Origin of the sequence: Cohnella sp. AR92 (assembly GCF_003990975.1) — a bacterium.
In the GTDB taxonomy this organism is placed as follows: domain Bacteria; phylum Bacillota; class Bacilli; order Paenibacillales; family Paenibacillaceae; genus Cohnella.
Window position 1 is genome coordinate 14,168 of record NZ_RZJR01000012.1, and the last position, 26,527, is coordinate 40,694.

The window sequence follows — 26,527 nt, forward strand, 5'->3', positions numbered from 1 at the left end:
TTCCCTATGCGGAATGGACCAGTGGTCGCTCAATGCCCCGGATGCGGAAAGTTATATCAGTCAGCGAGCCCTCGCCCCCTATGCCAAGCCTGCACGGACAGCGAGAACGAGCTGATCAGCTCGATCGACCGCGAGATCAGGCGTAACCGGAACCTGAACAATGAGCAGCTCTCCGCGCTCACCTCGGTTCCGCTTCGGCAGATTCGCGCCTGGATTCGCGGCGGCCGAATTAAGATCTATGACGCACCGAACCTCTCGGATTCCTGCGATCTGTGTGCCGTGCCCATTCGCCACGGCAAGCTGTGCGTCGGATGTTCTACGCGAATCGAAGAAGCTGTGGCCCACGAATACGAGCAGGATCGTTTGATGAAGGAGCGGCTTCGGAACTCGCACAGCTACTTAACCAGAGCGGCATTCTCCCGCTAAGGATAGAACGGCGTCGGCCCATGACGCGGGACCATTCGGATGAATCCGGATGGTTCTCTTTTTTCTATCCGCCTATCCCGCAATATAGGTTGCCACTTCCCCCTTGCTGGTCGGTATAATAGAAGAAATGCGAGGTGGAAAAGGGATGGATGAACGCTATTCCCGTCAGATACTATTCTCCCCGATCGGAGAGAGCGGCCAGCGCAAGCTGGCGAACAGCGCGGTTTGCATCGTCGGGATGGGCGCGCTTGGCACGGTGCTGGCGAACCATATGGTGCGGGCGGGGGTCGGCCTTGTTCGCTTGGTAGACCGCGATTTCGTGGAAAGGAGCAACCTTCAGCGGCAGATGCTCTATGACGAAGCGGATGCCGAGCAAGGAACTCCGAAGGCGATCGCTGCGAGAGAGAAGCTGAGCCGGGCCAATTCCTCCGTACGGATCGATCCGATCGTGGCGGACGTGACGGCGATTAATGTCGAGGAGCTGCTCGACGGAATCGATCTCGTGCTGGACGGCACGGACAACTTCCAGACGCGTTATCTGCTGAACGATGCCTGCTTCAAGCGGGGAATCCCGTTCGCCTATGGAGGAGCCGTCAGCTCGCGCGGAATGAGCGCGATTCTTGTTCCGGGCGCGACGCCTTGCTTGCGATGCCTGATGCCGGGATCCGCCGGCGGCGGAGAGACCTGCGACACGATCGGCGTCATCGCGCCGATCGTCGATATCGTCGCGTCTTATCAAGCGGTGGAGGCGTTGAAGTTCCTGGTGGGCGACGAGGCTGCCCGAAGGCACAGCTTGGTCAGCCTTGATATTTGGCATAACCAGATTTTTGAGATGAAGCTGGGTTCGCCCTCCGAGACTTGTCCCTGCTGCGGGGAGGGGCGCTATCCCGCTCTTGAGGAGCCGCAGTTGGAGGAGATGCTCTCGCTATGCGGCAGAGAGTCGGTCCAGATCGCGGGTAAGCGTCCGTTCGATCTGGAGGAATGGAAGCGAAGGCTGGAGCCGGCCGCGGTTAGCGTCAAACTGAACCCTTATCTGCTTCGGGCCGAGCTGCCGGAAGGGGAGCGGCTGGTGATATTCCCGGAGGGAAGAGTGCTCGTTCAGGGAACCTCCGATTACGTCCGCGCTAAGTCGCTTTACGCTCGCTATATCGGCTATTGAGCACGAACCTGTTTTTTTTGACCGGGACCCCGGCATCACGTACAATACAATCAATTAAGTTGGCATAGGAGACGACGCGGAATGGCGCTGGAGATCGAGAGAAAATTCCTGCTGAAGCAGACACCGGCCTGGCTGGTGGAGAACAACATGATTCGCCCAATCAAAGAACAAAGAATCGAGCAGACATACCTCGCGATGGACGAGACCCAGGAGCTGCGGATCCGCCGGATTACCGATGTGCGGACCGGGCAGATGGAATACACCCATACGTTCAAGCTGGGCAACGGAATGACCCGCGAAGAGGTCGAATATTCCATCTCGGGAAGCATCTACGAGCAGGTCGCCCGCGCGTTCGGGGCTGTCCCGCTGACGAAGAACCGGATTACGGCGGAATGGCGGGACAAAGTGGTGGAGATCGACGTTTACGATCAGCTCGAGCTGACGGTCGTGGAGGTCGAATTCGACTCCGAGGAAGAAGCGAACTCGTTCGAGCCGCCGGAATGGTTCGGCAAGGATATCGGCGCAGAGAAACAATACAGCAACAAGACGGTTTGGAAGCAGCTTCAGCAGAAATAAGGAGCCGCAGGACGGGGTTTCGATAAACGGAAGATAGGGGAGTTAGACAGGAATGGAAGAGAAACAAGCAGGCGGCGAGCTATCGGCGGAACCGAAGAAGATCAGCTTGGCCGAAGCGATGAAGCGGAAGCTCGAGCAGAAGAAGCAGGCCCAGTACGGGGCCAAGGGCAGCACGGATCACTATTCGACGGCGACGAAGAAGATGACCAGCCAGATCAAGAAGAAGCCGAACAACCAGAAGAAGCGTACGGGCGTATAAGAATCTTCCGCCGCTCTTGGGATTTGTGCAACCGGAGTGACCGGAGTCGATCTTGTGCAGCTCGCCTGTCGGCATCGCTGATTCGAGAGCGTCGCTTTCGCGCTGTGAAGGGTTTGTGTGTTGAAGGACGTTGAGGCCTATTTGTGATTCATCCCGATGAACCATTATCCCTTTCGATCAGAAACGGCAATTCCGCAGGAGGCGGCGAGGTTCTGAGCGGATGGGATAGCGGTACACGAACTGCTCGGGGAAGGCGATCTGAGCCGGGGGGATAGCGGTACGCGTACGGTTGGGGGTATCCAATCTGAGCCAAGGGGATAGCGGTTCGCGAACCTCGGCGCGAATCCAAACTGAGCGGATGGGATAGCGGTACATAAACGGTTTGGGGAAATACGGGCATGAACGGCGGCGAGAGGCCGGTCCTGAGTCGATGGGATAGCAGGTCGCGAGACGAACCGAGAGATGTCCGTTAATCGCCGTAAAATAGAGAATCTTTATTTCCGCAATTAGTGGTAAAATAATCGAAGACCAAATGGAATTAACCAAAGGGAGTTTGAACCATGATCCAGTTAAAAAGCACTCCGAACCACGCCGGACTGAGCCTTACGGGAACGGTCCCGGAGCTTGACGCCCTGCTGAACGCTTTCAGCGTCGCGGCGGGAGACGGAGAGAACGCTCCTGCGGGGCTAGCCTCCGCCAGAAGCCGGGTGGTCGGATTGCATGATCGTCTGAACGATCAATTGCAAGCGCAGCGAGATCGAGACACCGAGAGCGTAACGGTCAAAGCCTATTGGCCGGAGACGATCTTCGTGTGGGTGGCGCTGAACAATTGCATTCGCCAATCGTACCGGAGCGCGAAGACGTCCGAGTGGGACCTCGCGGTGGCGGCGATTCGCAAGTTCCAAGGCCAGGTCGTCGATTGCCTGCGCTTGACGGTGAAGGACTTCTCCGCCGCAAGGGCCTTCCAGGCGCTTGGAACGCAGACTTTCCTGGAAGACAGCTTCATCGTTCAATACGTGGACGAGCTGAACTGCCGGCATCTTGCGCTGAGCTCCGCCGAGAAGAGGCTGCAGAACCTTCCGGTCGTCGCGAAGCAAATCGCCGAGCAAGGCTCGGAATACCGCAAGTTCAAGCAATCGGTGCTCGACGCGGCCCGTCAGCATCAATGCTCCGTGGAAGAGATCGGAATCAATGCGGAATACCCGCAAGAATCAGATATTCTCTGGTAAGGAGAGAGCGCGATGAATTCATTCACATTCCAGAACCCGACAAAAATCATTTTCGGACAGGGAACCGTTAGCGAGCTCGGCCGGGAAGCGGCTGCCTACGGAAGCAAGGCGCTGCTTGTTTACGGCGGAGGAAGCATCAAGAAGACAGGCTTGTACGACAAGGTGCTGTCGCAATTGAAGGAGCATGGAATCGAGGTGTTCGAGCTGCCGGGCATCGAGCCGAACCCGAGACTGTCCACCGTCCATAAGGGAATCGAGATCTGCCGCGCGAACGATATCCCGTTCGTGCTCGCCGTCGGAGGAGGAAGCGTTCTGGACGCGTCCAAGGCGATCGCGCTGGGCGTACCGTACGAAGGCGACGTGTGGGACTTCTACGAGCATAAGGCGACGGCAACCGCGGCTCTTCCGCTCGGAACGGTGCTGACGCTTAGCGCGACGGGCAGCGAGATGAACAGCGCGTCTGTGATCACGAACTGGGAACAGAACCGCAAGTTGGGCTACCTGTCCAAGCATGCGTTCCCGCGCTTCTCGATCCTTGACCCGACGCTGACCTATTCGGTGCCGAAGGATCAGACCGCGTACGGAGCGGTCGATATGATGACCCACGTCTTCGAGCAGTACTTCAACCATACGACGAATACGCCTCTGCAGGAGAGACTGTGTGAATCGGTCATGAAGACGATCGTGGAGAATGCCAAGCTCGCGCAGGAGAAGCCGGACGATTATACGGCGAGGGCGAACCTGATGCTCTGCGGCACTTACGCGTTGAGCGGCGGAACGATCAGCGTGGGATTGGATCAGGATTGGGCGAGCCATGACATCGAGCATGAGCTTAGCGCGATCTATGACATTGCCCACGGAGCGGGGCTTTCGATTATTTACCCGAACTGGATGAAGTACGTATACCAAGAGCGTATCGAGAGATTCGTTCAATTCGCGGTGCGCGTCTGGGACATCGACCCGGCGGGCAAGTCCGACGAAGAGCTGGCGCTTGCGGGCATTCAGGCGACGAGGGACTTCTTCCGGTCGCTAGGGGCGCCTTCGACTCTGACCGAGGTCGGAATCGGGGAGGATCGGATCGAGGAGATGGCGAGCAAGGCGGTGGGCTTCGGTCCGCTAGGCCACTTCAAGAAGCTGGAGCAGGCCGACGTGGCGAAGATCTTCCGGCTTAGCCTGTAAGAACCGTTCCGAACGTTAGAGAAGGCTCCAGACTAACGGCGCCAACAGCAGCAGGGAGGCCAGCTTATCCTCGCACAGCCACTTGCCAGGGCGATGGAAGTAAAGGACGACCGACATGATGGTGCACGCGGTGAACGAGCTGATATAGGAGACGAAGACGACGGGCGAGAGAATCGTGTGGACATAATGAGTGCTGGTCCATTCCAGTGCTGCCCAGAGCGCGAGAGCGAGATATCCGGCCAGCAGAAGCTGTCTTCGTGTATGCATAGGAAAGCGAAATTTCATTTGTCTCATCTTCACGACCGTCCTTGTCTTTAGTGGAATAGAGCCGGAGCGCGCCCTCAAACGAGAGTGCGGCTCCGGCTTTCTTATTCCTAGAAGCGACAGTATGGCACCCATATCTTCAAAATAATGTGATATTTTTCACATTAATTTGTGATGGAATTCACATAAACGTTTGTTGACACCATCTTACCCCATGATATAGAGGATGACAATAGGGTTATGTGATTATTTTCACAGCAAAAGCCAGAAAAAAGAGTAAGAGGGTCCCCTGTCCTCCGATCCGCCGGTCCGATCCATTTTAGCGGCGTTTAAGGTTGGCTTCATGTCGGGTTTAGGTTCATTACTTATCCTTCCATTAAGAGACGGGAGGAGTTTCTCATGAAGAGAAAGAATGCGGTTCATCCATATCGATTGCTTATCTTTCTGGCAGCCGCGATGATTCTGATCGGCATGTTGGTCTGGGGATATCGTCAGCTTGCGGGCCCGGCGCCCGTTATCGATAAAATCGTCGTGGGCAACCCGAATTCGGATGGAGAGCCGTCCTCCGGGCAGTCGGATTCGCCTGCCGCCAACCCGGCGGGAATAACGGATTCCTCCGTCGTGTATCGCTTGAATCAAGTGTCCGGACAATGGGCATGATCGAGAGAGGAAGATAGAAGAAAATGAAGCGGCGGACGCCGTCAGGATGAGCTGGCGGCGTCTTGTTATATAAATTTGTTATACCTATAAAAAATATTTTTCATCAGAACGTTCATTGATAAACAACATAATCTGCTTATAATGGGACTTGAGGACGCGGTATCCAGCGCCTATCGATTTTTTCGAATGGAGGAACAGATCAGATGGGACAAACGAGCCTTATTCTTAGACTGGAGATGGACCATTCACGCTGCAGCTTCGGGGAAGTCGCGACGGCGATCAGCCAGGCGGGAGGAGATATTACTTCTATCGACGTCATTCGCCCCGGCAAGGAGACGTCCATACGCGATGTTACCGTCGAAGCCGGAGATCAGGGAGAGAAGCCGTTCGTCGAAGCGCTGAGAAGCATGCCCGGCGTCAAGGTCGTGAACGTGTCCGACCGGACCTTCCTCGCGCACCTCGGGGGCAAAATCTCGATCCAGCCGACGCTTCCGATCAAGAACCGGGACGATCTGTCGCGGGTCTATACGCCGGGCGTGGCTCGCGTCTGCCAGGCCATTCATGAGGATCCTAAGAAAGCGTTCTCACTGACGGTGAAGCGGAATACGGTTGCCGTCATCTCGGACGGCACGGCGGTTCTCGGCCTTGGCGACATCGGGCCGTATGCGGCCGCACCGGTCATGGAGGGCAAGGCGATGCTGTTCAAGCAGCTTGCCGGAGTGGATGCTTTTCCGATCTGCTTGGACACGACGGACACGGAAGAGATCATTCGCACGATCAAAGCGATCAGCCCGATCTTCGGAGGCATCAACCTGGAGGATATCAGCTCGCCGCGGTGCTTCGAGATCGAACGCCGGTTGTCGGAGGAGCTGTCGATTCCGATCTTCCACGACGATCAGCACGGCACGGCCGTCGTCGTCATCGCGGGGCTTCTGAATGCGCTCAAAGTGGTCGGCAAAAGAATCGATCAGGTGAAGGTCATCGTCAACGGAGTCGGCGCGGCCGGGGTATCGATCTGCAAAATGCTTCTCGACGCCGGCGTCAAGCATCTCGTTCCGGTGGATCGCGAAGGGGCCATCGTTCGCGGCAACAGCTACGACCACCCGATGTGGAATTGGCTCGCCCAGCAGCCGCAGGTAGGCGCGGAGCCGGGGACGCTGAAGGAAGTCATCGAGGGAGCGGACGTGTTTATCGGCGTGTCCCGCGGCGGAGTGCTCGGCGAAGAGGACGTCAAGAAGATGGCGGAGCGCTCGATCGTATTCGCGATGGCGAACCCGCAGCCGGAGATCGCGCCGGAGCTGGCTCTGCCCCACGTCGGCGTCTTCGCGACGGGAAGAAGCGATTACCCGAACCAGATCAACAACGTGCTGGTGTTCCCGGGGTTGTTCCGCGGAGCGCTCGATTGCCGAGCGAAGCGGATCAGCGAGCCGATGAAGCTGGCGGCCGCCAGGGCCATCGCTTCCGTGGTCACGGAGAACGAGCTGAACGATCAATACATTATCCCGAGCATCTTCAACGAGCACGTCGTGCCGAAGGTACGCCATGCCATCATCGAGACGGCGATTCTGACCGGTCTGGCCGGACGCATCCCGCCCGATTTTCGATAAAGTGAATTTTCGGACCATATACCATTAATATCCAATACTGTTGTCGAACCGTGTAACTTTCGTTATGATAGTAGGGATGAAAATGACCGGTTACACGGAGATTGGATGAAATGATGAGCAGTGCACAAAACAGGAATCAACTTGCGGAGAAGGTAGAACTGTGGCCTCCGATCGAAGGATCGCTGAGCCTGGCGGAGGCGCTGGCGCCGCTCTCGAAGGGCGATCTGACGGCGATTCGCAGCTTGCTTAAGCTGGCGGGCCTCAGCTCCCTCAAGAAGGACGATCTGGCCGCCAGATTAACGGAGCTGCTTCCGGAGCACCTGCCGGAGCTGCTTCTCTGGCTGGACGAGGAGACGTTCCAGCTAGTCAAGAAAGCGGCGGCTGACGGCTGGCTGGCGGAAAACAGCCCTTACGGAGGCACGACCTACCTATTTGAACGGGGGTACCTGTTCCGCCGCAGCGTGAAGGGCAAGAACCGCTGGATCATGCCGGCGGAGATCGCGGACGCCTGCAAGAAGCTGGATCTGTCCGCCGCCCGGGAAGCGGCGAAGAGAAATGCGAGAACGATCCGCCTCGTCAGGGGCCTGTTGAATTATTACGGCGTGCTCAGCCTGGAAGAGATGCATCGGCTTCTTGCGCCTCACCTGAGCGCAGAGCTGTCCGTTAGAGAGCTAAAGAAGCTGCTGGAAGAGGCCGTGCAATACGGAGCCAGCCTGCAGGCTGGCGATTACGGTTATGCCGACGATGCGGCAGTGGATCCATCGCAGGTTCGACAGGAGCAGCAGTTGCGCCCGGATCTGACGTTCCGCGAATTTTCTACGGACGAGCTGATGCAGGCGGGGGAATTCGATTACATCGAGAGGAATGCCAGCTACAAAGCGTTCGTTCGCTTCCTGGAGACCAACTATTCGTTATCCGAAGAGGACGCGGACGGTCTCATTTTCGAATGCTCGATGTATATTCAAGAAGGAGCGCGGCCTTCGCAGATGCTCGAGTTCTTCCAGGAGCAGCTCGAGATGGAGGATATGCTGCTCGTCCAAGGATTCATCGGGCACATTACCGAACTCCATAACACCACTCGTTTCTGGGGGCTGAAGGGGCATTCGCCGAACGAGCTGACCCAGGAGAAGAACGGCGAAGAGACGGTAGGGAAGACGGCCGCGGGCAACGTGGTCGATCTGGCTACCGGGCGCAAGGTGGGCCGCAACGATCCGTGTCCTTGCGGAAGCGGCAAGAAGTTCAAGAAGTGCTGCGGAGGCTGATGCCTGATGTCGACGGTAATCTACTTGATTCTCGCGCTTGTCCTGGTTGTTCTCTTGCTGTTCAGTTTGCAGTATAGCCTGACCAGAAGCTTGCTGAGGCGGGAGGCCGAACGGAACAAGGAGTCTCTGGCGCGCTTGAACTCTCTTATCCTATCGGGAGAGTTCAAGGAGGCGGAGGACGGCCTTGTTCAAGGACGGACGAAGGATGCGCTGTCCGATCTGGAGCGCTCCGTTCTCTCCGCCCGGGAGAAGGCGGATTCGCTTCAGGAGAAGCTGAAGGGGAGCCGAGCCAAGTTCTTCTCGTTCCTTGCGCCGTACTATCAAGCGAAAAGGCTGCAATACGAGGCGAACGAGGTGTCCGGCCAGCTGGAGCGCTTCAAGCGGCAGATGCTCGTCTTGGAGAAGGCCTCGGACGAAGCGCGCCGCCTGTTGGAACAGGCGAAGAAGGATTCCGAAGCCGTCGCGAAGGCGGTCGAGGCGATCTCCAAGCGCACGAGCTACCCGCTGGATGACCTCCGCAGGGGGCTTGCCCGGATCGACGGCTCCATCAAGAAGGCGAGCGAGGCTCGCCACTTCGATTCCGTTCATGCGCGGGAGCAAGTACAGGAGACGCAGACCTTGATCGCCGAGATGCAGGTCAAGACGTCCGACTTCGCGAAGAACGTCGAGACGTTCGCGGACATGAAGCATCGCATCGACCGGGAAGCCGCCCTGCTCAAGGCGAGAATCGAGAAAGACGGCTCCCTTAACGACAATCGCGGGCTGCTTGCCAATATCAGGCAGGTCGAGCTGATGATCGCCGATCTCGAAGAGTCGATGCGCCTTGGCGAGACCGTCAACCTGAGGGCAGCCGCCGTCGACATCGATCGCCTGCTGAAGGACACCACGTACGTGATCGAGGGTGTCCGTTACTAGAGAAATATGCTATAGTACGGTTACAACTGAAGAAGAAACTCCGGCAATGCTTTCTGGCGTAAGCCAAGAAAGCGCCGGGAGAGGTTCGCGAACTCCCTCTATAAAAAACTATACAGAAGCGGCAGCCTTCGCGGGCGTCGTCGTTTTTGTGTTCGGCGCGAAGCGGGCTTTACCGCTTCGCGCCGATTCTTTAGGGCTGGACTTCAAGAATCTCTCTCTTCCCCATTTGATTGAGCAAGAGAGGGAGATAGGAACATGAATACATTAAACAAAGCGGTCGTCGTCTTCAGCGGCGGCCAAGACAGCACGACCTGCCTGTTCTGGGCGAAGGAACGCTTCGCGGAAGTGGAGGCCGTTACCTTCGACTACGGGCAGCGGCATAAGCTGGAGCTGGACTGCGCGCGGCAGATCGCCGAAGAGCTCGGCGTCAAGCATCATGTCCTGGACATGGCGCTTCTGAACCAGCTAGCGCCGAACGCGCTCACCCGCGACGACATCGCCATCGAAGAGAAGGAAGGCTCGCCGCCTTCTACCTTCGTCGACGGCCGCAACCTGCTGTTCCTCACGTTCGCCGCCGTGCTCGCCAAGCAGATCGGCGCGACGCACATCGTTGCCGGCGTGTGCGAGACCGACTTTAGCGGCTATCCCGATTGCCGCGACGTCTTCATCAAGTCGCTTAACGTGACTCTTAACCTCGCGATGGATTTTCCGTTCGTCATCGATACCCCCCTTATGTGGCTGAACAAGGCGCAAACCTGGGAGCTGGCCGACCGGCTTGGCGCCTTCGAGTTCGTGCGGCAGCGCACGCTTACTTGCTATAACGGAATCGTCGCGGACGGCTGCGGCGAGTGTCCGGCATGCAAGCTCCGCAAGAGAGGGCTGGACGATTATCTGGCCGCTTCCGGCAGGGAGGCGCGATCCTGATGCTGCATTCCTCTTATCCGCAGGTTTCTCATCCCTACTGTTATGAACTGAACAAGGATTTTCATTTCGCGGCGGCTCATTACGTGCCGTCGGAGGAAGCGGGCGCCTGCCGGCGGATGCACGGGCATACGTATTATGCCAACGTGACCGTCGCGGGAGACGAGCTTGACGAGTGCGGCTTCCTCGTCAACTTCTCCGCGATCAAGAAGCTCATTCACGACCGGTTCGACCATACGCTCCTGAACGAGGATAACGCTAGCTTCAGCGATGCGGAGCCCGATCGCTTCCCGACGACAGAGGTCGTCGCCCGCACGATATGCGAGCTGGTCCAAGAGCATCTGGACCGGATGCCGAACAAGCCGGCGTGCGTGCAGGTGTTCCTGCGCGAGACGCCGACCAGCTATTGCGTTTACCGTCCTCCGGCGAAGGGAGGACGTGCCCATGCGTGAACGGGAGCGGGAACTTCCGGTACTGGAGATCTTCGGCCCAACGGTTCAGGGAGAAGGCATGGTCATCGGCCGCAAGACGATGTTCGTCCGCACGGCAGGCTGCGATTATCGCTGCGCCTGGTGCGATTCGGCCTTTACGTGGGACGGCAGCGCCAAGGGAGACATCCGTTGGCTAAGCGCCGGCCGGATCGTTCAGGAGCTGAGAGAGCTGGGAGGCGACGCCTTCGACCACGTCACGCTGTCGGGGGGCAATCCGGCGCTGCACGCTCAGCTCGGAGTCTTGATCGAGCAGCTGCAAGCAAGCGGGATCAAGGTAGCCTTGGAGACGCAAGGCAGCCTCTGGCAGCCTTGGTTCGCCCGGATCGACGAGCTGACGCTGTCGCCTAAGCCGCCCAGCTCCAGAATGGAGACCGACTGGGAAGCGCTCGATCGGATCGCCCAGCGTCTTCAAGAGGCGGGCAGCCGCTTCAGCCTGAAGGTCGTCGTATTCGACGATCGCGACCTTGATTATGCGGCTCAAGTGCATGAGCGTTATCCAGGCGTTGCCTTCTACGTCCAGGCCGGCAACGGCAAGCTGGACGAACGGGACGCGAGCCGCATGCTGCCTTACCTGCTGGAGAGATACCAATGGCTGATCGACAGGGTGATGCCGCGCGCGGACCTGAAGGGGGCTCACGTGCTGCCGCAGCTCCACACCTGGGTATGGGGGAACAAAAAAGGGGTTTAAGCAGACGCTATATAGGACAGATACGCCAATGATGAAGAACAGAAAGGAATGACCTTTTCCATGAACGAGAGCACGGCGGGGAGAAACAAAGAGGAGCTAAGCGGCGTTACGCTGCTGGGCAACCAGGGGACGGAGTACCGGTTCCAATACGCTCCCGACATCCTGGAGGCGTTCGAGAACAAGCATCCGGGCCGGGACTACTTCGTGAAGTTCAACTGCCCGGAATTCACGAGCCTGTGCCCGATGACCGGGCAGCCGGACTTCGCGACGATCTACATCTCCTACATCCCGGACGTCCGGATGGTCGAGAGCAAGTCGCTTAAGCTGTACCTGTTCAGCTTCCGGAACCACGGAGACTTCCACGAGGATTGCATGAACATTATCATGAACGACCTTATCGATCTCATGCAGCCTCGCTACATCGAGGTCTGGGGGAAGTTCACGCCGCGCGGCGGCATCTCCATCGACCCTTATTGCAACTGGGGCCAGCCGGGAACGAAGTACGAGAAGATGGCGGAGCACCGCCTCTTGAACCATGATCTGTACCCGGAGAAAGTGGACAATCGGTAACTGCTTATCGCTAACCCGAAGAAAGAGGCATCCCGCAAGTCAACGACTTAGGGGAGGCCTCTTTTCTGTACCAAGAACTCCAGGGTGCGATCCAAACCGCGCCGATAGCCGGCCGAGTCGAAAGCGGGGTGGAACGGATTCATGAAGCCGTGGCCGGCGCCAAAGACCTCTGCTTCCGTGTTCCTTTTCTTCCTCAGCCTGCTTGCCAGCTCCGACGCGTCGAAGCTCCTCTCTCGGGAGGCGAAGATCAGCAAGGCTGGGCATTGCGGATCCACTTCCATGTAGCTGCGGATACGGGAGCCGTAATAGCCGACGACTCCGTCGATCCCGTATTCGCTGCACCTCCACGCTAGAGTCGCCCCGATGCTGAACCCGACGATATAGATCCTCCGATAGCTGTCCCTATTTTCCTCAATTATAGGCTTGATCGCTTGAAGGGCTCTATCGAACCCGATCTCGTTCATGAAGAAGGAATAAGCTTCCTCCTCCTGCTCATAAGAGAAGCATTCGCGGCCAAGCAGGTTCGGACTGATCGTGTCATAGCCTGCCTTCGTCAATGCCTCGTCGAACGCACGGATGTGATCGTTGACTCCATAAATCTCGTGCAACACAAGGACCAGGGCTCTCTCTTCGCTAGGCTTACTCATCTCTGCCCCTCCAACTGTTGAATTCGTCCAGCAGGTTCATCGTCAACTTTGGCTTAAGGATAAGCCGATCTTCTAAGCTTAACCATACCGGCGGCCATCCGTCAAAACAGGCTTCGCGCAGGAGACGCGCCAATACCCGTCGAATATACAATGGGCTGATGGGCAACGGCATACGGCTAGCAGATAGTCGGAAGGAGGCTGACGCGTGCGCAAGACATTCTCGGCTGGAGTACTGAAGCAGGAAATCATCAAAATCTACAATTCCATCAATCAGGAAATCTTCGGCATCGGAATCAAGTCGCAGCGGATCGAGCTGTACGGCGACAAGGTGCTGATCTTCGCGACCCACAAGCGGATCCCCGCGCTTAAGATCCTGGACCCGATCAACCGCTCGCTGACCGCCAGCGTCGACATGCTCATCATGGAAGAGAACAAGCGAATGCTCAAGGAGGAGCTGGAGCGCACGCTTGGACTGGATGTGGCGGCGGTGCTGAAGGACTACGACCCGAAGACGGAGCTGTCGGGCACGGTAATCTTGCTGAGAAGCGAGCTGGAGCTTATGTAAGCTTCTTGTCCATAGTTGCGTGAATTGTCAGATAACTATTGCGAAGCGCCCATATCTATGTTAAATTACCTTACAAGAAGCTTCTTATCTTGAGAAAATAAGGCTTGTGCAACGGGAAGGCACGGCGGAGGGTTCGCGAACGCCAAGGCGTCGGTTCCCGATCCCGGCGAGAGTCTCGCCTATGGATCGAAGAATGGATGTCCGGCGCCCTTGCGGACGGCTGCAACGAATAAGAGCAGGTCTTAGGGAGCTCCCGCGAGGAGGGCCTTGCAACCGCTCATTGTGACGTATTCGGATCGATTCAGCTCGATCCCCATATGGTCATGATGCGCGGTTTTTTTGCGCTCTGCGGGCGGGCTGCCGGGAGGCTTCGAAAAGAGGGGGCGGGAGCCGGAATGAAGGAGAAGGCGGCGGGGACGAACGTTGGGGATGTCTTGCAGGCTCTTAATGTCATTACAAGAGGTAGAATGGTCACGGATTGGAACGGGATCGCTGCCGGGGCTTACCCGTACGTCGTGATGAAGAGCTCGAACATTCCGGGCAAGAGCGTGCTGGAGATCCCCGGGCTCGTGTTCGGGGACGCGAACCAGACGGTTAAGCGGATCGGCATCGGGATGACGCTGACCGAATCCATGATCGAGCTCGCCTCCGGAATGGAGCTGGATCTTCTGATCGTCCATCATCCCGTCGCGGATGCCGCCAGCTCGGGAGGCGTGCCCTTCCTGCAGTATTTGCCGCTATACGGACTGTCCCTCATCGAGCTGCATGAAGCGTTCCACGGCCTTCACCCCGGGATGACCTTTCTGCACGGCCATCGGAAGGTGAAGACGGATATCGCTTTCGGCGGAGTGCCGGGCAACGTGCTTCACCAAGGCATCGCGTTCGACGAGATCAAGACGGCCGGCGACATTCTGAACCGCATAGGGGAATGGATGGGCCGCGAGGTCGATCTCGATCTGCTTGCGGCGGAGCGGGCGATTCGCGGCGAGTCGGCTCTGCAGGAGGCGACGCTGGCGAACCCGGCGAAGCTGCTCGCGGGCAGCCCGGATCAGCCGGTGAAGCATATCCTGCACTTTTTCCCTCATACCGGCTTCAGCGTGGCAAATTTGCAGACGGCGCTACATATGTATCCGGAGACCGACACGCTGATCGCGAGCATCAGCCGGGTGAGGGAGGATCACGAGTTCGTGCGGCTGGCGCGGGAACGTGGACTCGTCTTTATCGCGGGCAATCCGCATTCCGTCGAGATCGTCGAGAACGGGCTGCCGCTTGCGTACGCGTTGGAGATGCTCCTTCCTTCGGCACAGGTTTTTGTGCTGCGGGAACGGGTGACGGCGGTGCCGCTGCGGGAGATCGGCCATGCGAGAATGGCGGAGTACGGCAGGGAGATGGCGGGGCGATATTTAATCGGCGAGCCATCCCGGGTCGCCCGAATAAATTAAATATGGGAGAGGGAGAGATGTCATGAGAGGGAACAAAAAGAGAATGGGGATCGGACTCTTGCTGTCTATCGTCCTAGTGCTGATCGTCGCGGGTTGCGGAGGGAACAACGACAAGACGGCGTCTTCCCCGTCGCCGTCGTCGCCATCGCCGTCCCCATCCGCCAGCGTATCGGAGCCTTCGCCAACGCCTTCGTCATCCCCGTCCGAGACCCCGAAGGAATTGACGAAGGTGAAGTTCTCCGAGGTCATCCGGTCTATCTTCTACGCGCCGCATTATATCGCCATGTCCAAGGGCTTCTTCAAGGAAGAAGGGCTGGACATCGACATGACCACCTCCCAGGGCTCCGACAAGGGAGCCGCCGCATTGATCGCCGGTACGGCGGACATCTCGCTCGTCGGACCGGAGACGACCATCTACATTTACAACCAGAAAGGCGAGAAAACGCTGAAGCTGTTCTATCAATTGACGATGAAGGACGGCTCCTTCCTGCTCTCCCGCGACAAGCTCGATTCCTTCTCCTGGAGCGGGCTCTCCGGCAAGAAGGTGATCGGCTGGAGACCGGGCAGCGCCCCGCAGATGGTGCTGAATTCGACTCTCCTGAAGGAGAAGGCCGACGGAGCGAACGTCGTGACGAACATCGCCTCGACCGCCATGGCCGGCGCCTTCGCGAGCGGGCAGGGCGACTATATCCAGCTGTTCGAGCCGGTCGCTTCGACGCTGATTAAGGAAGGCAAAGCGTATTACGCCGCATCCATGGGTGAAGAGTTCGGAGAGTTCCCGGAGACGTCCTACGTGGCTACCTCGGATTACATCGCCAAGAATCCGGAAGTGATCCAGAAGTTCGTGAACGCCGTAGCCAAAGGAACCGCTTGGCTGCAGACGGCGAGCGACGCCGAGATCGTCGAGGCGCTGAAGCCGTTCTTCGACGGGACGCCGGACGACATCATCCTTTCTGCGATCAAACGATATAAGGATCAAGAGACGTGGCCCGCGAAGCCGGAGATGACGCCGGAGCTGTTCGAGAAGCTGCAATCCGTGCTAATCGAGAACGGGGTGCTGAAGGCGGAAGAGAAGCTGGCGGACATGTCCGCAGTAGTCGATATGAGCTTCGTTCAGAAAATCAAATCGTAAGGTGGAATATACGATGGGCGTTCCGCAGATCGAGATGAGAGACGTGGGCTTAAGCTACTTCTCGCCGAAGCAAGAGACGGAAGCTCTGCGGGACATTCGGCTTGAAGTGAAGCAAGGGGAGTTCGTCAGCATCGTGGGGCCGAGCGGCTGCGGGAAGAGCACGCTGCTCTCCCTCGTCTCGGGGATGCTGAAGCCGACCCGCGGCGAGGTGCTGCTTATGGGCGAGAGGGTGAGCGGCACCTCCTCGAAGGTCGGCTACATGCTTCAGCACGACCATCTCTTCGAGTGGAGGGATGTGCTCAGCAACCTGCTCGTCGGCGCGGAGGTGCGGCGCATCAACCGCAAGCAAGCGAGGGAGAAGGCGCTCTACCTTCTGGAGCGGTATGGCTTGGGCGAGTTCGCGCATCACAATCCTTCCCAGCTGTCGGGAGGGATGAGGCAGAGAGTCGCGCTCGTGCGCACGCTCGTGGCGGAGCCCGACATTCTGCTTCTCGATGAGCCGTTCTCGGCGTTGGACTTCCAGACCCGCCTGACACTGGCGGACGACGTTCACCATATTATAAAGGAACAGGGCAAGACGGCGGTTCTCGTCACCCACGACATTCCGGAAGCCATCACGATGGCGGACCGCGTGCTTGTCATGTCCAAGCGGCCGAGCACGATCTCTTCCTCCTATGACATCGTCTTCGATGAAGGGGGGGAGCTGACTCCGTGGCAGAAGAGAGGAGCCGACCGCTTCCAGGGTTACTTCAACGCCATATGGAAGGAGTTGGACTCCCATGTCACTGCTGCCGGTTGATGAGCCCAGAGGATCCCCGTCCGCCTCCGGTCCCAAGGAATCGCAGGAGATCCTCTCCGCGGCCGTCGGTCGGGCCGATCCCCCGGCGGCGACGGCGGCCGAGGAGCAAAGATCGCCGGCGTACCGCCAGTATCTGAAGCGTCAGAGAAGAACATCGATCCTTATCCAGCTGTCCCGTTTGCTGCTGCTCGTCGGACTTCTAGCGCTGTGGGAGACGGCTGCCCGCCTGAAGTGGGTCGATTCGATGCTGACCAGCAAGCCTTCCCAGATCTTCTCCTCGTTCCGGGAGTTGTTCGTCGAAAGCAACCTGTGGAAGCATACGTGGACGACCGGGATGGAGATGCTCATCGGCATCGTCCTGTCGATGGTCGCGGGAACGTTGATTGCCGTTGTTTTCTGGTGGTCGACCTATGCATCGAAAGTGCTGGAGCCTTACATCGTCGTCCTCAACGCCTTGCCGAAGGTCGCGCTGGGCCCGATCTTCTATATTTGGCTGGGTGACCGCTACTCCATCTACGGGATGGCGATCGCCATCTCGATTATCGTGACCGTCATGATGATCGAGAACGGCTTCAAGGAGCTGGCCAAAACAAAGCTAAAGCTGATGGAGTCGTTCGGAGCGACCCGGCTGCAGATGCTGACGATGGTCATGCTGCCCGCCAGCGTTCCGAACTTCATCGCTACGCTTAAAGTCAACGTTGGCCTGACTCTGGTAGGCGTCGTGATGGGCGAATTTCTTTCCTCCAAAGCCGGCCTTGGCTATCTCATCATCTATGGAGGCCAAGTATTCCAGATGAACCTGGTTATGGTCAGCATCTGCTTGCTAGCCGTCATGTCGGTAGTCGCTTACGGCGTGGTTTCCTGGATCGGCAAGCTGCTGATGAAGAAATACCATTATGATGGCTAGTGACAATTCCTCACGAAAAAAGCCTCCAATGTCTCCGACCCGATCTTCCGAGCGGAAGCCTCCAATGTCTCGAACCCGATTTTCCGAGCGGAAGCCTTTAATGTTCGCGCCCCGATTTTCCGGTCGAAAGCCTCCAATGTCTCCAACCCGATCTTCCGGGCGGACAATGGGGGCTTTTATGTTGTTTAAGGTGGAAAACAAATTCCATAAGTGATATCATATTAATATCAAAAAGATATGGGGTGTTCGCATGACGACCAAAAACGCATGGAAACTCAACGGGTTCGCGGCATTGCTGTTGACTATTCTGCTGCTTGCCGGAGGAATTGCCTGCTTCATTGGGCTGGATGGCCAGGAAGAGCCTTCTCCGCTTCTCATCGCAGGAGGCATTGTGCTGTTCTTGCTTTTCATCCTGATGACGACCGCCTTAACCATCGTTCAACCCAATCAAGCGAGAGTCATTACGTTCTTCGGCCGCTATAAGGGGACGGTGACCGACAGCGGGCTTTGGATGGTCATTCCGTTCTCGTCGAAGTCGAAGCTGTCCCTGAAGGTTCGCAACTTCAACTCCCAGACGCTCAAGGTGAACGACGCCGAAGGCAATCCGATCGAGATCGGCTGCGTGGTCGTCTACCGGGTGGTCGATACCGCCAAGGCCATGTTCGATGTCGACAACTACGAGAAATTCGTCGAGATCCAGAGCGAGACCGCCATTCGGCATATCGCCGCTCATTATGCTTACGACACGTTCAACGACGAGAGTGCCCCTTCGCTCCGCGGCAATACGGACGAAGTAGGCGGGCAGATGTCCGCGGAGCTGCAGAATCGACTGAGCGTTGCCGGCGTCGAGGTACTGGAGACCCGTCTTACCCACTTGGCGTACGCACCGGAGATCGCGAGCGCCATGCTGCAGCGCCAGCAAGCGATGGCGATCATCTCCGCGCGCCAGCGCATCGTCGAAGGCGCCGTTTCGATCGTCGAATCCGCGCTTCGACAGCTGGAGGAGAATGGAGTGGAGCTGGATCCCGAACGCCGCGCGGCCATGATCAACAATCTTCTCGTTACCATTGTTTCCGACAAGGGCTCCACGCCGGTTATCAATACGGGAACGATTTACGGTTGAAGGTGAGACGTTATGGCGAAAGCAAGGAAGGCATTTCCGCTGCGACTGGACGCCGAGCTGCATCAGGCTTTGGAGAGATGGGCGGCAGACGAATTCCGCAGCGTGAACGGCCATATCGAATACCTGCTTCGGGAGGCCGTCCGCAAGGCTGGAAGGTTGCCGAGTTCTAGAGTCCATCCTCCGAGTGAGCCGGGCGAGAGTGTAGAATCGGCAGATCGAGGGGAATCTTAGGAAGATCCCCTTTATCGCCATTGAATGGACAAGTGACCTCTGGGCGATTCCGGGCGTATAATGGATATCATGGAGCCCGAACAGAGGGGAGAGACGCCTTATGGCCAACACGTACGTATACTCCAGGAGAGAAGAAGTCGCCAACGCGGTGACTCATGGACTCGGAGCCGCGCTGAGCATTGCCGGCTTAACGCTGCTTATCGTATTCGCAAGTCTCCGAGGGGACGCGTGGCACGTGACAAGCTTTACGATCTACGGGGTCACGATGCTTATGCTTTATGTCGCATCGACTCTCGTTCATTCTTTTAAAGAAGGCAAAATCAAGGATCTCTTCGAGACCTTCGACCATTCCTGCATCTATCTGTTCATCGCCGGGACGTACACCCCGATCATGCTGACCATTCTGAGAAGTCCTCTTGGCTGGACTCTGTTCGGAATCGTGTGGGGGATCGCCATAGCCGGCATTGTCTTCAAAGCGTTCTTCACCAAGCGCTTCCTGTATCTATCCACTTTGTTCTACGTGCTGATGGGCTGGATGGTCGTCTTCGTCTGGGGGCCGCTGCAGGAAGCCATGAGCCCGACCGGCCTGCACCTTCTCGTCGCCGGCGGCTTACTCTATACCCTCGGCACCATCTTCTACGTCTGGCGCGCGTTCCCTTACCATCACGCCGTATGGCACCTGTTCGTGTTGGCAGGATCCATCGCTCACTTTTTCGCGATTCTGCTCTATCTCGTATAAACCATTCGCACGCAAGCCGGGGGCAGCCCTCGGCTTTTTTTTGTTTTGTTTTCGCAATACGGAATCATCTCATCGTTCCTTTTGCTTAGAACGGACTTTTGCTCAGAACGGACTGTTCGCGCAGTCGAATCCCAATACGCCGAAGTTGCTTGCGACCCATTATCCCTTTTCCTCAGAACAAGCTTGCCTGCGCAATGGTGTCTCCAGCGACAAATCTGCATACGACCCGCTATCCCTGTCTATCAGAACAATATGCATAAAAAAATATGGAACTAAGATGGATAAATAATTTGAAAAGGGAACATACGTTTGGTATAATGGAAACATGCACGAAGGGGGTGCGACGGATGACGGAACCGGTGACGTTTGAGGCTTTCCGCGAGAAGTTCGGGAGCGTGCAGGCTTGTGTCGAGGCGTTATTTCAGGCTCGTTGGCCGGATGGGTACCGCTGTCCGATCTGTCGTCATTCCCGGTACTATTTAACGCGCACGCGTCGACTTCCGCTCTTTGAGTGCAAGGCTTGCCGTCACCAAACGTCTATTATTGCCGGCACGGTTATTGAAGGCAGCTCGACATCGCTCACTAAGTGGTTTCAGGCCATGTTTCTGCTGGCGCAGCCAGGCGGAATCAGTTCGTTGCGGCTTTCCGAGATTCTGGAGGTAACCTACAAAACGGCCTGGCTCCTCTCCCACAAAATTCGAGTGGCGATGCAATCTGCTGAACAATCGGAGCTATTGGCGGACGCGGTTCGAATGGAGTCGTTCGGGTACGGCACCAGCAACTTTCTTAACGCGCACCAGCCTCTTATGCTCGGCGGTTCCTTCAATGATGCGGGAGATCTTCAGGGGATCAAGATGCAGCAGCCCGATCCCGACCATGTGCGGATGCCCGAACGGACGATCAACAAAGAGGGCTATCAGGCTTTTCGATCCAACCAGGTGAGAAGCGAGAGCGTGGATTCTTTTCCATTCTACGCCAAGGCGCATCCTAAGCTAAGCCCGTATCGGCGCCAATTGAAGCTTTGGCTGAATGATACGTTCGGCGGAATAGGAGCGAAGCATTTGCAAGCCTATTTGAATGAGTTTTGTTTTCGTGCCAATGCGATGCTGGGGAAAAGCGGTGCAGCCATCTTCCAATCCTTGCTCTCTTGGTGCGCCACAACCTCCGTATGCACCTATTCCATTCTGACAAGCCCCCGACGTACCTTGCCAGTTGCTTGGCGGGTTTTCGGCTCGAAGTCGAAGTGGCTGAAGTGGCACAGACGCGCTTGGAGTTACTGAGAGTAATTCCAGTCGAGGACTCGCTTTGCGTACCCGTACCTATTCTTCTGAGAAGAGGGGATAGTGGGTTGAAAATGAATTTGGATAAGATGGATTTGGATAGGCGAGAGCGTCCCCGAATAAGAAAGAGCCTCCCCTACCACGAAGGCAAGAGGAGGAATTACTAGCGCTACGAGAAGCAAGGCTAGCGAATTAGTTCTCGATCCAGCGAATGAGGACGAAATGCAGTTTGGTCGTGAGGATCGGAATGAGCTCGCCCAACGTTCCTATGAAGGGGGTTAGCTGGTGCGTGCCTTTGGGACCGACAATCTTAAGGGTGTATTGGTTAAGGCCGCGATCCAACTGGGTGAAGATGGCTCGAGGGGCTTCTTTGCCGTCCTCAACGGAATAGACGACGAGCTGTTTGTTTACTTTGACGCGGACAAACAGGTGAGTGAATTGCATGGTATGCAAGGTTCTTTGCAGGAAGGTATGACCGAGGTAGAGAGGGAAATTCATTCGAACGTCCTCCTAGGCGGCAGGTTGGGTTCGATATCTCCATTGGTTATGTAGGAAAGCGACAGAGCGGGTCTGGCGGTATCAAACACAATACTAAAATAGCAAAATTAGACAAAATTTTCAATCTATTACGCCGAGAGTTTTCTCTTTGTTGGACGAGCTGGAATGAAGGCGACAATCGGCAACGCCAATAGAACGATCGCGATCAAGGTGCCTATGGCGAGAAGACGATGGTCGAGCAGAGCTTGTACGGCAAGCGTCAGGACGATGCCGCCGAGGTTGCCGAACATGAGCAGGACGCCAGCTACGGAGCCGGCTTCCTTCGGCGGCGACTCCCTCTCGGCGGATGACAGGATGACCGGCAAGTTAGCCAGCAGCATAAAGCCTGTTAAGCTGAACAGGCAGAAGAACAGCCACAAGGGCGCGCCGGCCGCCAAGCCGGTTAGGGCGGCGGCGCTGATAAGAAGCGATGCGGACAGCACGTAGCGCGCTCGCGGTCCTTTGTCGGCCCAGCCGGGGACGATCGCGGCGCCGACGATGCCGGCGAGGGTCATTGCGCCGATGCCGAGGCCGACTTCAGCAGAGGTGATGCCGATTGCTTCGGAGAGCACCTCCAGCCAGGTGGTGAGGGTAACGAACAGGCCGAAACCGGCGAACAATAGCAGGCTGTACAGCCGGACGAAGCGGTAAGACCAGATGGAACGAACGGCGGAGAAGAACGGCTCCTCTTCGGTTTGGATCTCGTATAAAGCCGGCTTTTTTATAGCAACCAGGAAGAAGAACGCGGGAACGACGGCGAGGACGGCTTGAACGATATGGACGGTCGCGAGTCCTCCCCGATTCATGAGGAATGGAGCGGTTACGGACGAGATAAGGATGCCCACGAACAGGCTGGCCGTGCCGATGGCGATGGCTGTCGGACGTTTGGCCGGTTCAACGTGCTGGGCGGCTAGCTTATTGATGGCGTTGAGGACAAGCGGCTGAGCGACGGAGACCAGAAGCTGACCGGCCAGCGCATATTCATAGCCGGGGAAGAGGCGGACGATCGCCCCGACCCCGGTCAAGGAGGCGCCCCAGGCGAGCGTATGGTTGAACCTCTTGTCCGCCCAATAGCCGAATGGAATGGCAAGGAGAACGTAGAGCAGCGGGTACACTTGAGCAAGCCAGCCGACGGCGTCGACCGAGACGCCCCATTCCTCCGCGGAAGCGGTCGTGATGGGGGTGTAAGTCACCCATAGCAGTTGTGTCGCACCGGCAAGAAACGCGTAGGCGACAATAACGGACCACCGGGTTCCCGCATGCGCAGCCGATGAAGTCGAGGAGGACACGGCACTCACTCCTTGGGGTCAGGGTGTGAATCGTTTGCCCCGGAGACGGGGATAAACAGGTCTCGCAAATGCTCGTTCAAGAAGAGTCCCTCCGGATCGAATTCGCTTCTGAGGTCTAGGAACTGTTGCCAGCGCGGGTAGCGGTCGCGCAGCTGGGATTCCTTGAGCGTGTGCAGCTTGCCCCAATGAGGCCGTCCGCCGTGGCGAAGGAAAATCTCTTCCATGGCCGCGAAGTAGGACCGGTATGGCATTCCCTTATACATATGTACCGCAATATAGGCGGAGTCCCGTCCGGAAGCCGGGCTTAGCCAGATATCGTCTCCTCTAACGTAACGGCATTCGATAGGGAAGTGAACGGCGAATCGTTCGCGTTCCATGACTTCTCGCATCTCTCTGATGACGCTCGCCATGGCGTCGGCGGGGAGGTTGTATTCCATCTCGTTGAAACGTACGAGCCGCTTGGTCGCGAAGATGCGGTGGCTGTAGTCCACCTTGCGGAAGACGGGGACGCTAGACGCGCTTATACGGCTTACGGGCTTCGTCAGACGGGGGAATCGGCGGCATAGGCCGGACATGGCGCCGAATACGCCGTTCTCGAGGACCATCTCGCTCAGGTAATCCCGAATCGGCCGCGAGGTGATTCGATCCTCCGTCTCATCCATGAATTTGATCTGGCAGGTCTCCGCGTAGGGAAACCAGTAGAATTCGAAATGGCGATGCCCGGTCCGGAATTCGTCCAATCGGTCCAAGCATTCGGACAAAGGAATGCGAGAGCTGCGATATTCCAACTTATAGGAGGAACGGAGCCGAAGCGTGACTTGGGCGACGATGCCAAGAACGCCGAGAGAGACTTGGAGCGCGCCGAAGATGTCCGGCGACGACTCGGCATCCAACTGCCGAATGTCGCCGTTGCCGTCGACGATGGTCATCCCTAGTAATTGGGTGGCGATGGTGCCCAGGTGAATGCCGGTTCCATGGGTGCCCGTGCTGATGGCGCCGGCAATGGATTGAACGTCGATATCTCCTAGATTCTCTTGAGCTAAGTCTTCGGCGTGAAGCAGCTCGCCGAGCAGCTTGAGCTTGGTTCCGGCCCAGACGGTAGCGGTGCGCGCCTCCGAATCCACGGAGACGATTCCCTGAAGGTTGTCCAAGGAGACGAGCAGATCGTTCGTCGCGGCGACGGGGGTGAAGGAGTGCCCGGAGCCGACCACGCGGAGCTTTCGGCCTTCGTTCTTGCACTTGCGGACGAGCTCCGCGATCTCTTCGATACTGGACGGGGATACGACCTGCTTAGGCGAGGCGACGACGCTCCCGGACCAGTTGCTCCAACTCGGCGCTGGCTTACTCATAGGAAACACTCTCCCATTCCGCGGTAAGTCTCGTATTCGGCGACGACAGCTCCGTTCGATACGGCATATAGACGATCGAATCTCTCGCACAGCTCCCCGGCTTTCGCATGGCGGAAGAAGACGGGATCGCCTATCGAGAGAGGGATGCCGCCTCGGTAACGGAGCGGAGTCTGCACCTCGCCGGCGCCTTCTCTTGCCATGAGCTGCATGCCTGCCGGGAGATACGGCTTGGGAAGCTTCTCGTTGCCGGGCGAGCCGGAAGCGACGTAGCCTCCCCCAAGACAAGTATAGATGTCCGGAGCTGGCTTGCGAACGATAGAAACGGCGAAGCCGGCGGCCGGGTCGTAGCGGAACGAACGATACGCGTCGAACAGCAGCGGGGAATAGAAGCCGGAGCCGGCGGTGATCTCCGTGACTCCGGGCTCCAGCCGCGAACTGGCGAAGCTCCCCGTTCCGCCCGCATTGACGAAGCGAAGCGGGATTCCGGCCGAGCGGATGCCTTCCAGCACCTCGGCTCGCCTTCTTGCGACCTCGCCGATGGAGCGTTTCTTGAGAAGCCGGATGACGCGGTTCTGAAGGGCTTGACCGGGTACGTTGTCTCCGAGCCCGGCGATCTGGGCTTCGTAGCCCATGATTCCTTCGAGGCGAAGCAGGCTCGAAGAGGAGATGCGTTCGACGAGCGGAGCGGCCTGCGACCAGCCGCCGACCGGCGAACGCCATACGCCGAAGCGAAGGCCGGGGTAGGAGGTGGACATATCGATATCGAGGCAAACCGGCACTCGGACGCCGACGACTCGAGCGATACGTTCGATATGCTCCAGGTGCTCGAGAGAGTCGATCATGAGCACGATGGACCGTCCTTCGCCGACAAGACGGGCGATTCCTTCGATCTCGTCGCGGTTCCAGATCGGATAGCCGAGCAGCAGGTCGTCGAAGCCCTGACCGGCGAGCCAGATCGCTTCCCTGCCGGCGTAGCACATGATTCCTTGGAAGACGGGGCCGGAGTCCAGGATCCGTTGCAGCGCCTCTACGCAGCGGACGGACTTGCTGGCGATCCGGACGCGTTTGTCGCCCGCGGCTTCCGCGATCGCCTTCGCATTGGCATCGAACAGATCCAAGTCCAGATAAGCAAAGGGCGTCGGAAGCCCTTCGAACACGCTTCGATAGTAACCGTACTCCGGGACGCTCATCTCGCACCTCGCCATTTGTTTTTTACACAATTCTACGTATTCAGACAAATCCCTTTTTTCCTACTAACTTATGTTACTCTTCTTCCCGATAAGGTTAGAATAGTAGATGAAAAAAGGAGGAACGAGAATGGCGATCGAGATCGGACTCGCGGGCTGGGGCGACCACGACAGCTTGTACCTATCGGCTCCCAAGAGCAAAGACAAGCTTCGAATGTACGCCCGTCACTTTCCTCTGGTGGAGGTCGACAGCTCCTTCTACGCCATCCAACCGCCCGAGCGGATGGCGAAATGGGTGGATGACACGCCGGATGGCTTCGGATTTATCGTGAAGGCCTATCAGGAGATGACAGGGCATCAACGCGGCCAGCCTTACTATAAGGAAGCGGATGAGATGTACTCGGCTTTTCGGGAGTCGCTGGCCCCCTTGATCGAGAGAGGCAAGCTTCGGGCGGCGCTGTTCCAATACCCGCCTTGGTTCAACTGCACCCGCGATGCCGTTAACCTGCTGAGGGAAACCAAGCGAAGAATGGACGGAATCCCTTGCGCGCTGGAATTCCGGCATCAGAGCTGGTTCCAGCCGGAATTCCTGGAGAAGACGCTGGCTTTCATGCGCGAGGAGGGCTGGATCCACAGCGTCTGCGACGAGCCGCAGGCGGGGGAAGGCTCGATCCCGGCGGTCCCGGAGGCGACCGATCCGGAATACACGATCGTCCGGTTCCACGGGCGGAACGGCACCGGTTGGAACAACTGGGGAGGGGCGGATTGGCGCGCGGTCCGCTATTTATACCGGTACAGCGAGGAAGAACTGGAGGGCTGGCGTCGTCGGCTGGAGGAGCTGGAGACGCAGAGCAAGACGGTGGGGATCGTCTTCAACAACAACTCCGGAGGAGACGCCGCGGACAACGCGAAGCTTCTCATGGCCATGCTGGGGCAGAGGACCCCGGATGGCAAGGATCCGCTGGAGCGGGAAGAGCAGGCATCCAAGGAGCCGGAGCCCGAACAGTTGGATTTGTTTGATTCCTTGTAATGTTCGTTAGTTAGGATCTAAGCGCCTATCGGCTTGGCTATTGGCGGGGAGAAGGAGACAGGCT

General features: G+C 57.6%; 30 protein-coding genes and 1 riboswitch. Of the genes, 24 read left to right on the forward strand and 6 right to left on the reverse strand.

Annotated features, from left to right (window positions below; translation table 11 throughout):
- The first annotated feature begins 6 nt into the window (after positions 1 to 6).
- The 6 genes from ELR57_RS19875 to ELR57_RS19900 all read left to right on the forward strand — a co-directional run bounded on the left by ELR57_RS19875 (position 7) and on the right by ELR57_RS19900 (position 4,828).
- Positions 7 to 426, forward strand: coding sequence for a hypothetical protein (locus ELR57_RS19875; protein ID WP_126960848.1), 420 nt, complete (start codon positions 7 to 9; stop codon positions 424 to 426).
- A gap of 145 nt (positions 427 to 571) precedes the next feature.
- Positions 572 to 1,585 carry a ThiF family adenylyltransferase gene (locus tag ELR57_RS19880; protein ID WP_126960849.1) on the forward strand — a complete coding sequence of 338 codons (1,014 nt, stop codon included), beginning with the start codon at positions 572 to 574 and terminating at the stop codon, positions 1,583 to 1,585.
- A gap of 81 nt (positions 1,586 to 1,666) precedes the next feature.
- On the forward strand, positions 1,667 to 2,161 hold the full coding sequence (locus tag ELR57_RS19885; protein ID WP_126960850.1) for a CYTH domain-containing protein: 495 nt from the start codon (positions 1,667 to 1,669) through the stop codon (positions 2,159 to 2,161).
- A 52-nt stretch (positions 2,162 to 2,213) separates the two neighbouring features.
- Positions 2,214 to 2,420, forward strand: coding sequence for a hypothetical protein (locus tag ELR57_RS19890; RefSeq protein ID WP_126960851.1), 207 nt, complete (start codon positions 2,214 to 2,216; stop codon positions 2,418 to 2,420).
- Positions 2,421 to 2,980: 560 nt separating this feature from the next.
- A complete protein-coding gene (locus ELR57_RS19895) occupies positions 2,981 to 3,649 on the forward strand; it encodes a DUF6904 family protein (protein ID WP_126960852.1) in 669 nt (222 codons plus the stop codon).
- A 12-nt stretch (positions 3,650 to 3,661) separates the two neighbouring features.
- Positions 3,662 to 4,828, forward strand: coding sequence for an iron-containing alcohol dehydrogenase (locus ELR57_RS19900; protein WP_126960853.1), 1,167 nt, complete (start codon positions 3,662 to 3,664; stop codon positions 4,826 to 4,828).
- 15 nt (positions 4,829 to 4,843) lie between these two features.
- Here ELR57_RS19900 and ELR57_RS19905 read toward each other — a convergent pair whose 3' ends face one another.
- Positions 4,844 to 5,113, reverse strand: a complete 270-nt coding sequence (locus ELR57_RS19905; RefSeq protein ID WP_126960854.1) for a hypothetical protein — start codon at positions 5,111 to 5,113, stop codon at positions 4,844 to 4,846.
- A gap of 378 nt (positions 5,114 to 5,491) precedes the next feature.
- Here ELR57_RS19905 and ELR57_RS19910 point away from each other — a divergent pair, with 378 nt between their 5' ends.
- The 8 genes from ELR57_RS19910 (at position 5,492) to queF (ending at position 12,206) form a co-directional block, all read left to right on the forward strand.
- Positions 5,492 to 5,752 (forward strand): hypothetical protein, encoded by a 261-nt coding sequence (locus ELR57_RS19910; RefSeq protein WP_126960855.1) that lies wholly within the window; start codon positions 5,492 to 5,494, stop codon positions 5,750 to 5,752.
- A gap of 203 nt (positions 5,753 to 5,955) precedes the next feature.
- On the forward strand, positions 5,956 to 7,359 hold the full coding sequence (locus tag ELR57_RS19915; RefSeq protein ID WP_126960856.1) for an NAD-dependent malic enzyme: 1,404 nt from the start codon (positions 5,956 to 5,958) through the stop codon (positions 7,357 to 7,359).
- A 113-nt stretch (positions 7,360 to 7,472) separates the two neighbouring features.
- A complete protein-coding gene (locus ELR57_RS19920; RefSeq protein ID WP_158630087.1) occupies positions 7,473 to 8,621 on the forward strand; it encodes a YecA family protein in 1,149 nt (382 codons plus the stop codon).
- Positions 8,622 to 8,627: 6 nt separating this feature from the next.
- Entirely contained in the window at positions 8,628 to 9,536 is a 909-nt protein-coding gene (locus tag ELR57_RS19925; protein WP_126960858.1) for a hypothetical protein, read from the forward strand.
- A gap of 74 nt (positions 9,537 to 9,610) precedes the next feature.
- Positions 9,611 to 9,654: riboswitch (PreQ1 riboswitch) on the forward strand.
- A gap of 137 nt (positions 9,655 to 9,791) precedes the next feature.
- Positions 9,792 to 10,460, forward strand: a complete 669-nt coding sequence (gene queC / locus ELR57_RS19930; RefSeq protein ID WP_126960859.1) for a 7-cyano-7-deazaguanine synthase QueC — start codon at positions 9,792 to 9,794, stop codon at positions 10,458 to 10,460.
- Positions 10,460 to 10,909: a 6-pyruvoyl trahydropterin synthase family protein gene (locus ELR57_RS19935; RefSeq protein ID WP_126960860.1), complete on the forward strand. Its 450-nt coding sequence runs from the start codon at positions 10,460 to 10,462 to the stop codon at positions 10,907 to 10,909. Before queC ends, ELR57_RS19935 begins: the two co-directional genes overlap by 1 nt.
- The gene (queE, locus tag ELR57_RS19940) at positions 10,902 to 11,636 is read left to right on the forward strand and encodes a 7-carboxy-7-deazaguanine synthase QueE (RefSeq protein ID WP_126960861.1); all 735 of its coding nucleotides are present in this window, start codon (positions 10,902 to 10,904) and stop codon (positions 11,634 to 11,636) included. The genes ELR57_RS19935 and queE overlap by 8 nt, the downstream gene beginning before the upstream one ends.
- 60 nt (positions 11,637 to 11,696) lie before the next feature.
- Complete coding sequence (queF, locus tag ELR57_RS19945) at positions 11,697 to 12,206, forward strand: preQ(1) synthase (protein WP_126960862.1); 510 nt, start codon at positions 11,697 to 11,699, stop codon at positions 12,204 to 12,206.
- A gap of 47 nt (positions 12,207 to 12,253) precedes the next feature.
- On the opposite strand, the gene ELR57_RS19950 is transcribed toward queF, so the two are convergent.
- Positions 12,254 to 12,853 (reverse strand): dienelactone hydrolase family protein, encoded by a 600-nt coding sequence (locus tag ELR57_RS19950; protein ID WP_126960863.1) that lies wholly within the window; start codon positions 12,851 to 12,853, stop codon positions 12,254 to 12,256.
- A gap of 205 nt (positions 12,854 to 13,058) precedes the next feature.
- Here ELR57_RS19950 and ELR57_RS19955 point away from each other — a divergent pair, with 205 nt between their 5' ends.
- From ELR57_RS19955 to ELR57_RS19995, 9 genes are all read left to right on the forward strand, one after another.
- Entirely contained in the window at positions 13,059 to 13,418 is a 360-nt protein-coding gene (locus tag ELR57_RS19955; protein WP_126960864.1) for a Na-translocating system protein MpsC family protein, read from the forward strand.
- A gap of 395 nt (positions 13,419 to 13,813) precedes the next feature.
- On the forward strand, positions 13,814 to 14,860 hold the full coding sequence (locus ELR57_RS19960; protein ID WP_126960865.1) for a Nif3-like dinuclear metal center hexameric protein: 1,047 nt from the start codon (positions 13,814 to 13,816) through the stop codon (positions 14,858 to 14,860).
- Positions 14,861 to 14,882: 22 nt separating this feature from the next.
- On the forward strand, positions 14,883 to 15,992 hold the full coding sequence (locus ELR57_RS19965; RefSeq protein ID WP_126960866.1) for an ABC transporter substrate-binding protein: 1,110 nt from the start codon (positions 14,883 to 14,885) through the stop codon (positions 15,990 to 15,992).
- A 13-nt stretch (positions 15,993 to 16,005) separates the two neighbouring features.
- On the forward strand, positions 16,006 to 16,791 hold the full coding sequence (locus ELR57_RS19970) for an ABC transporter ATP-binding protein (RefSeq protein ID WP_126960867.1): 786 nt from the start codon (positions 16,006 to 16,008) through the stop codon (positions 16,789 to 16,791).
- Positions 16,772 to 17,698, forward strand: a complete 927-nt coding sequence (locus ELR57_RS19975; protein ID WP_126960868.1) for an ABC transporter permease — start codon at positions 16,772 to 16,774, stop codon at positions 17,696 to 17,698. Before ELR57_RS19970 ends, ELR57_RS19975 begins: the two co-directional genes overlap by 20 nt.
- Positions 17,699 to 17,948: 250 nt before the next feature.
- Complete coding sequence (locus ELR57_RS19980) at positions 17,949 to 18,821, forward strand: SPFH domain-containing protein (RefSeq protein WP_126960869.1); 873 nt, start codon at positions 17,949 to 17,951, stop codon at positions 18,819 to 18,821.
- A 12-nt stretch (positions 18,822 to 18,833) separates the two neighbouring features.
- Complete coding sequence (locus ELR57_RS19985; RefSeq protein WP_126960870.1) at positions 18,834 to 19,052, forward strand: type II toxin-antitoxin system antitoxin; 219 nt, start codon at positions 18,834 to 18,836, stop codon at positions 19,050 to 19,052.
- Positions 19,053 to 19,152: 100 nt separating this feature from the next.
- Positions 19,153 to 19,791, forward strand: a complete 639-nt coding sequence (gene trhA / locus ELR57_RS19990; RefSeq protein ID WP_126960871.1) for a PAQR family membrane homeostasis protein TrhA — start codon at positions 19,153 to 19,155, stop codon at positions 19,789 to 19,791.
- Positions 19,792 to 20,138: 347 nt separating this feature from the next.
- A complete protein-coding gene (locus ELR57_RS19995) occupies positions 20,139 to 21,071 on the forward strand; it encodes a transposase (RefSeq protein ID WP_158630088.1) in 933 nt (310 codons plus the stop codon).
- 192 nt (positions 21,072 to 21,263) lie between these two features.
- On the opposite strand, the gene ELR57_RS20000 is transcribed toward ELR57_RS19995, so the two are convergent.
- From ELR57_RS20000 to ELR57_RS20015, 4 genes are all read right to left on the reverse strand, one after another.
- On the reverse strand, positions 21,264 to 21,569 hold the full coding sequence (locus tag ELR57_RS20000) for a hypothetical protein (RefSeq protein WP_126960873.1): 306 nt from the start codon (positions 21,567 to 21,569) through the stop codon (positions 21,264 to 21,266).
- A gap of 128 nt (positions 21,570 to 21,697) precedes the next feature.
- A complete protein-coding gene (locus ELR57_RS20005) occupies positions 21,698 to 22,897 on the reverse strand; it encodes an MFS transporter (RefSeq protein WP_158630089.1) in 1,200 nt (399 codons plus the stop codon).
- 5 nt (positions 22,898 to 22,902) lie between these two features.
- The gene (locus tag ELR57_RS20010) at positions 22,903 to 24,246 is read right to left on the reverse strand and encodes a D-arabinono-1,4-lactone oxidase (RefSeq protein WP_126960875.1); all 1,344 of its coding nucleotides are present in this window, start codon (positions 24,244 to 24,246) and stop codon (positions 22,903 to 22,905) included.
- Positions 24,243 to 25,436, reverse strand: a complete 1,194-nt coding sequence (locus ELR57_RS20015; protein ID WP_126960876.1) for an amino acid deaminase/aldolase — start codon at positions 25,434 to 25,436, stop codon at positions 24,243 to 24,245. The genes ELR57_RS20010 and ELR57_RS20015 overlap by 4 nt, the downstream gene beginning before the upstream one ends.
- A gap of 127 nt (positions 25,437 to 25,563) precedes the next feature.
- Between ELR57_RS20015 and ELR57_RS20020 the strand changes: the two genes are divergently transcribed.
- Entirely contained in the window at positions 25,564 to 26,463 is a 900-nt protein-coding gene (locus ELR57_RS20020; RefSeq protein ID WP_126960877.1) for a DUF72 domain-containing protein, read from the forward strand.
- Positions 26,464 to 26,527: the final 64 nt, after the last annotated feature.

Excerpts from the sequence above, each read along its gene's own strand:
- ELR57_RS19970 (WP_126960867.1), top strand. The coding sequence starts at position 16,006 with ATGGGCGTTCCGCAGATCGAGATGAGAGACGTGGGCTTAAGCTACTTC.
- ELR57_RS19915 (WP_126960856.1), top strand. The coding sequence starts at position 5,956 with ATGGGACAAACGAGCCTTATTCTTAGACTGGAGATGGACCATTCACGC.
- ELR57_RS19895 (WP_126960852.1), top strand. The coding sequence starts at position 2,981 with ATGATCCAGTTAAAAAGCACTCCGAACCACGCCGGACTGAGCCTTACG.
- ELR57_RS19985 (WP_126960870.1), top strand. The coding sequence starts at position 18,834 with ATGGCGAAAGCAAGGAAGGCATTTCCGCTGCGACTGGACGCCGAGCTG.
- queC (WP_126960859.1), top strand. The coding sequence starts at position 9,792 with ATGAATACATTAAACAAAGCGGTCGTCGTCTTCAGCGGCGGCCAAGAC.
- ELR57_RS19925 (WP_126960858.1), top strand. The coding sequence starts at position 8,628 with ATGTCGACGGTAATCTACTTGATTCTCGCGCTTGTCCTGGTTGTTCTC.
- ELR57_RS19980 (WP_126960869.1), top strand. The coding sequence starts at position 17,949 with ATGACGACCAAAAACGCATGGAAACTCAACGGGTTCGCGGCATTGCTG.
- ELR57_RS19890 (WP_126960851.1), top strand. The coding sequence starts at position 2,214 with ATGGAAGAGAAACAAGCAGGCGGCGAGCTATCGGCGGAACCGAAGAAG.
- queE (WP_126960861.1), top strand. The coding sequence starts at position 10,902 with ATGCGTGAACGGGAGCGGGAACTTCCGGTACTGGAGATCTTCGGCCCA.
- ELR57_RS20020 (WP_126960877.1), top strand. The coding sequence starts at position 25,564 with ATGGCGATCGAGATCGGACTCGCGGGCTGGGGCGACCACGACAGCTTG.
- ELR57_RS19995 (WP_158630088.1), top strand. The coding sequence starts at position 20,139 with ATGACGGAACCGGTGACGTTTGAGGCTTTCCGCGAGAAGTTCGGGAGC.
- ELR57_RS19965 (WP_126960866.1), top strand. The coding sequence starts at position 14,883 with ATGAGAGGGAACAAAAAGAGAATGGGGATCGGACTCTTGCTGTCTATC.
- ELR57_RS19880 (WP_126960849.1), top strand. The coding sequence starts at position 572 with ATGGATGAACGCTATTCCCGTCAGATACTATTCTCCCCGATCGGAGAG.
- ELR57_RS20000 (WP_126960873.1), bottom strand. The coding sequence starts at position 21,569 with ATGAATTTCCCTCTCTACCTCGGTCATACCTTCCTGCAAAGAACCTTG.
- ELR57_RS19960 (WP_126960865.1), top strand. The coding sequence starts at position 13,814 with ATGAAGGAGAAGGCGGCGGGGACGAACGTTGGGGATGTCTTGCAGGCT.
- ELR57_RS19975 (WP_126960868.1), top strand. The coding sequence starts at position 16,772 with ATGTCACTGCTGCCGGTTGATGAGCCCAGAGGATCCCCGTCCGCCTCC.
- ELR57_RS19875 (WP_126960848.1), top strand. The coding sequence starts at position 7 with ATGCGGAATGGACCAGTGGTCGCTCAATGCCCCGGATGCGGAAAGTTA.
- ELR57_RS19920 (WP_158630087.1), top strand. The coding sequence starts at position 7,473 with ATGAGCAGTGCACAAAACAGGAATCAACTTGCGGAGAAGGTAGAACTG.
- queF (WP_126960862.1), top strand. The coding sequence starts at position 11,697 with ATGAACGAGAGCACGGCGGGGAGAAACAAAGAGGAGCTAAGCGGCGTT.
- ELR57_RS19885 (WP_126960850.1), top strand. The coding sequence starts at position 1,667 with ATGGCGCTGGAGATCGAGAGAAAATTCCTGCTGAAGCAGACACCGGCC.
- ELR57_RS19935 (WP_126960860.1), top strand. The coding sequence starts at position 10,460 with ATGCTGCATTCCTCTTATCCGCAGGTTTCTCATCCCTACTGTTATGAA.
- ELR57_RS19950 (WP_126960863.1), bottom strand. The coding sequence starts at position 12,853 with ATGAGTAAGCCTAGCGAAGAGAGAGCCCTGGTCCTTGTGTTGCACGAG.
- ELR57_RS20010 (WP_126960875.1), bottom strand. The coding sequence starts at position 24,246 with ATGAGTAAGCCAGCGCCGAGTTGGAGCAACTGGTCCGGGAGCGTCGTC.
- ELR57_RS20015 (WP_126960876.1), bottom strand. The coding sequence starts at position 25,436 with ATGAGCGTCCCGGAGTACGGTTACTATCGAAGCGTGTTCGAAGGGCTT.
- ELR57_RS19900 (WP_126960853.1), top strand. The coding sequence starts at position 3,662 with ATGAATTCATTCACATTCCAGAACCCGACAAAAATCATTTTCGGACAG.
- trhA (WP_126960871.1), top strand. The coding sequence starts at position 19,153 with ATGGCCAACACGTACGTATACTCCAGGAGAGAAGAAGTCGCCAACGCG.
- ELR57_RS19910 (WP_126960855.1), top strand. The coding sequence starts at position 5,492 with ATGAAGAGAAAGAATGCGGTTCATCCATATCGATTGCTTATCTTTCTG.
- ELR57_RS19905 (WP_126960854.1), bottom strand. The coding sequence starts at position 5,113 with ATGAAATTTCGCTTTCCTATGCATACACGAAGACAGCTTCTGCTGGCC.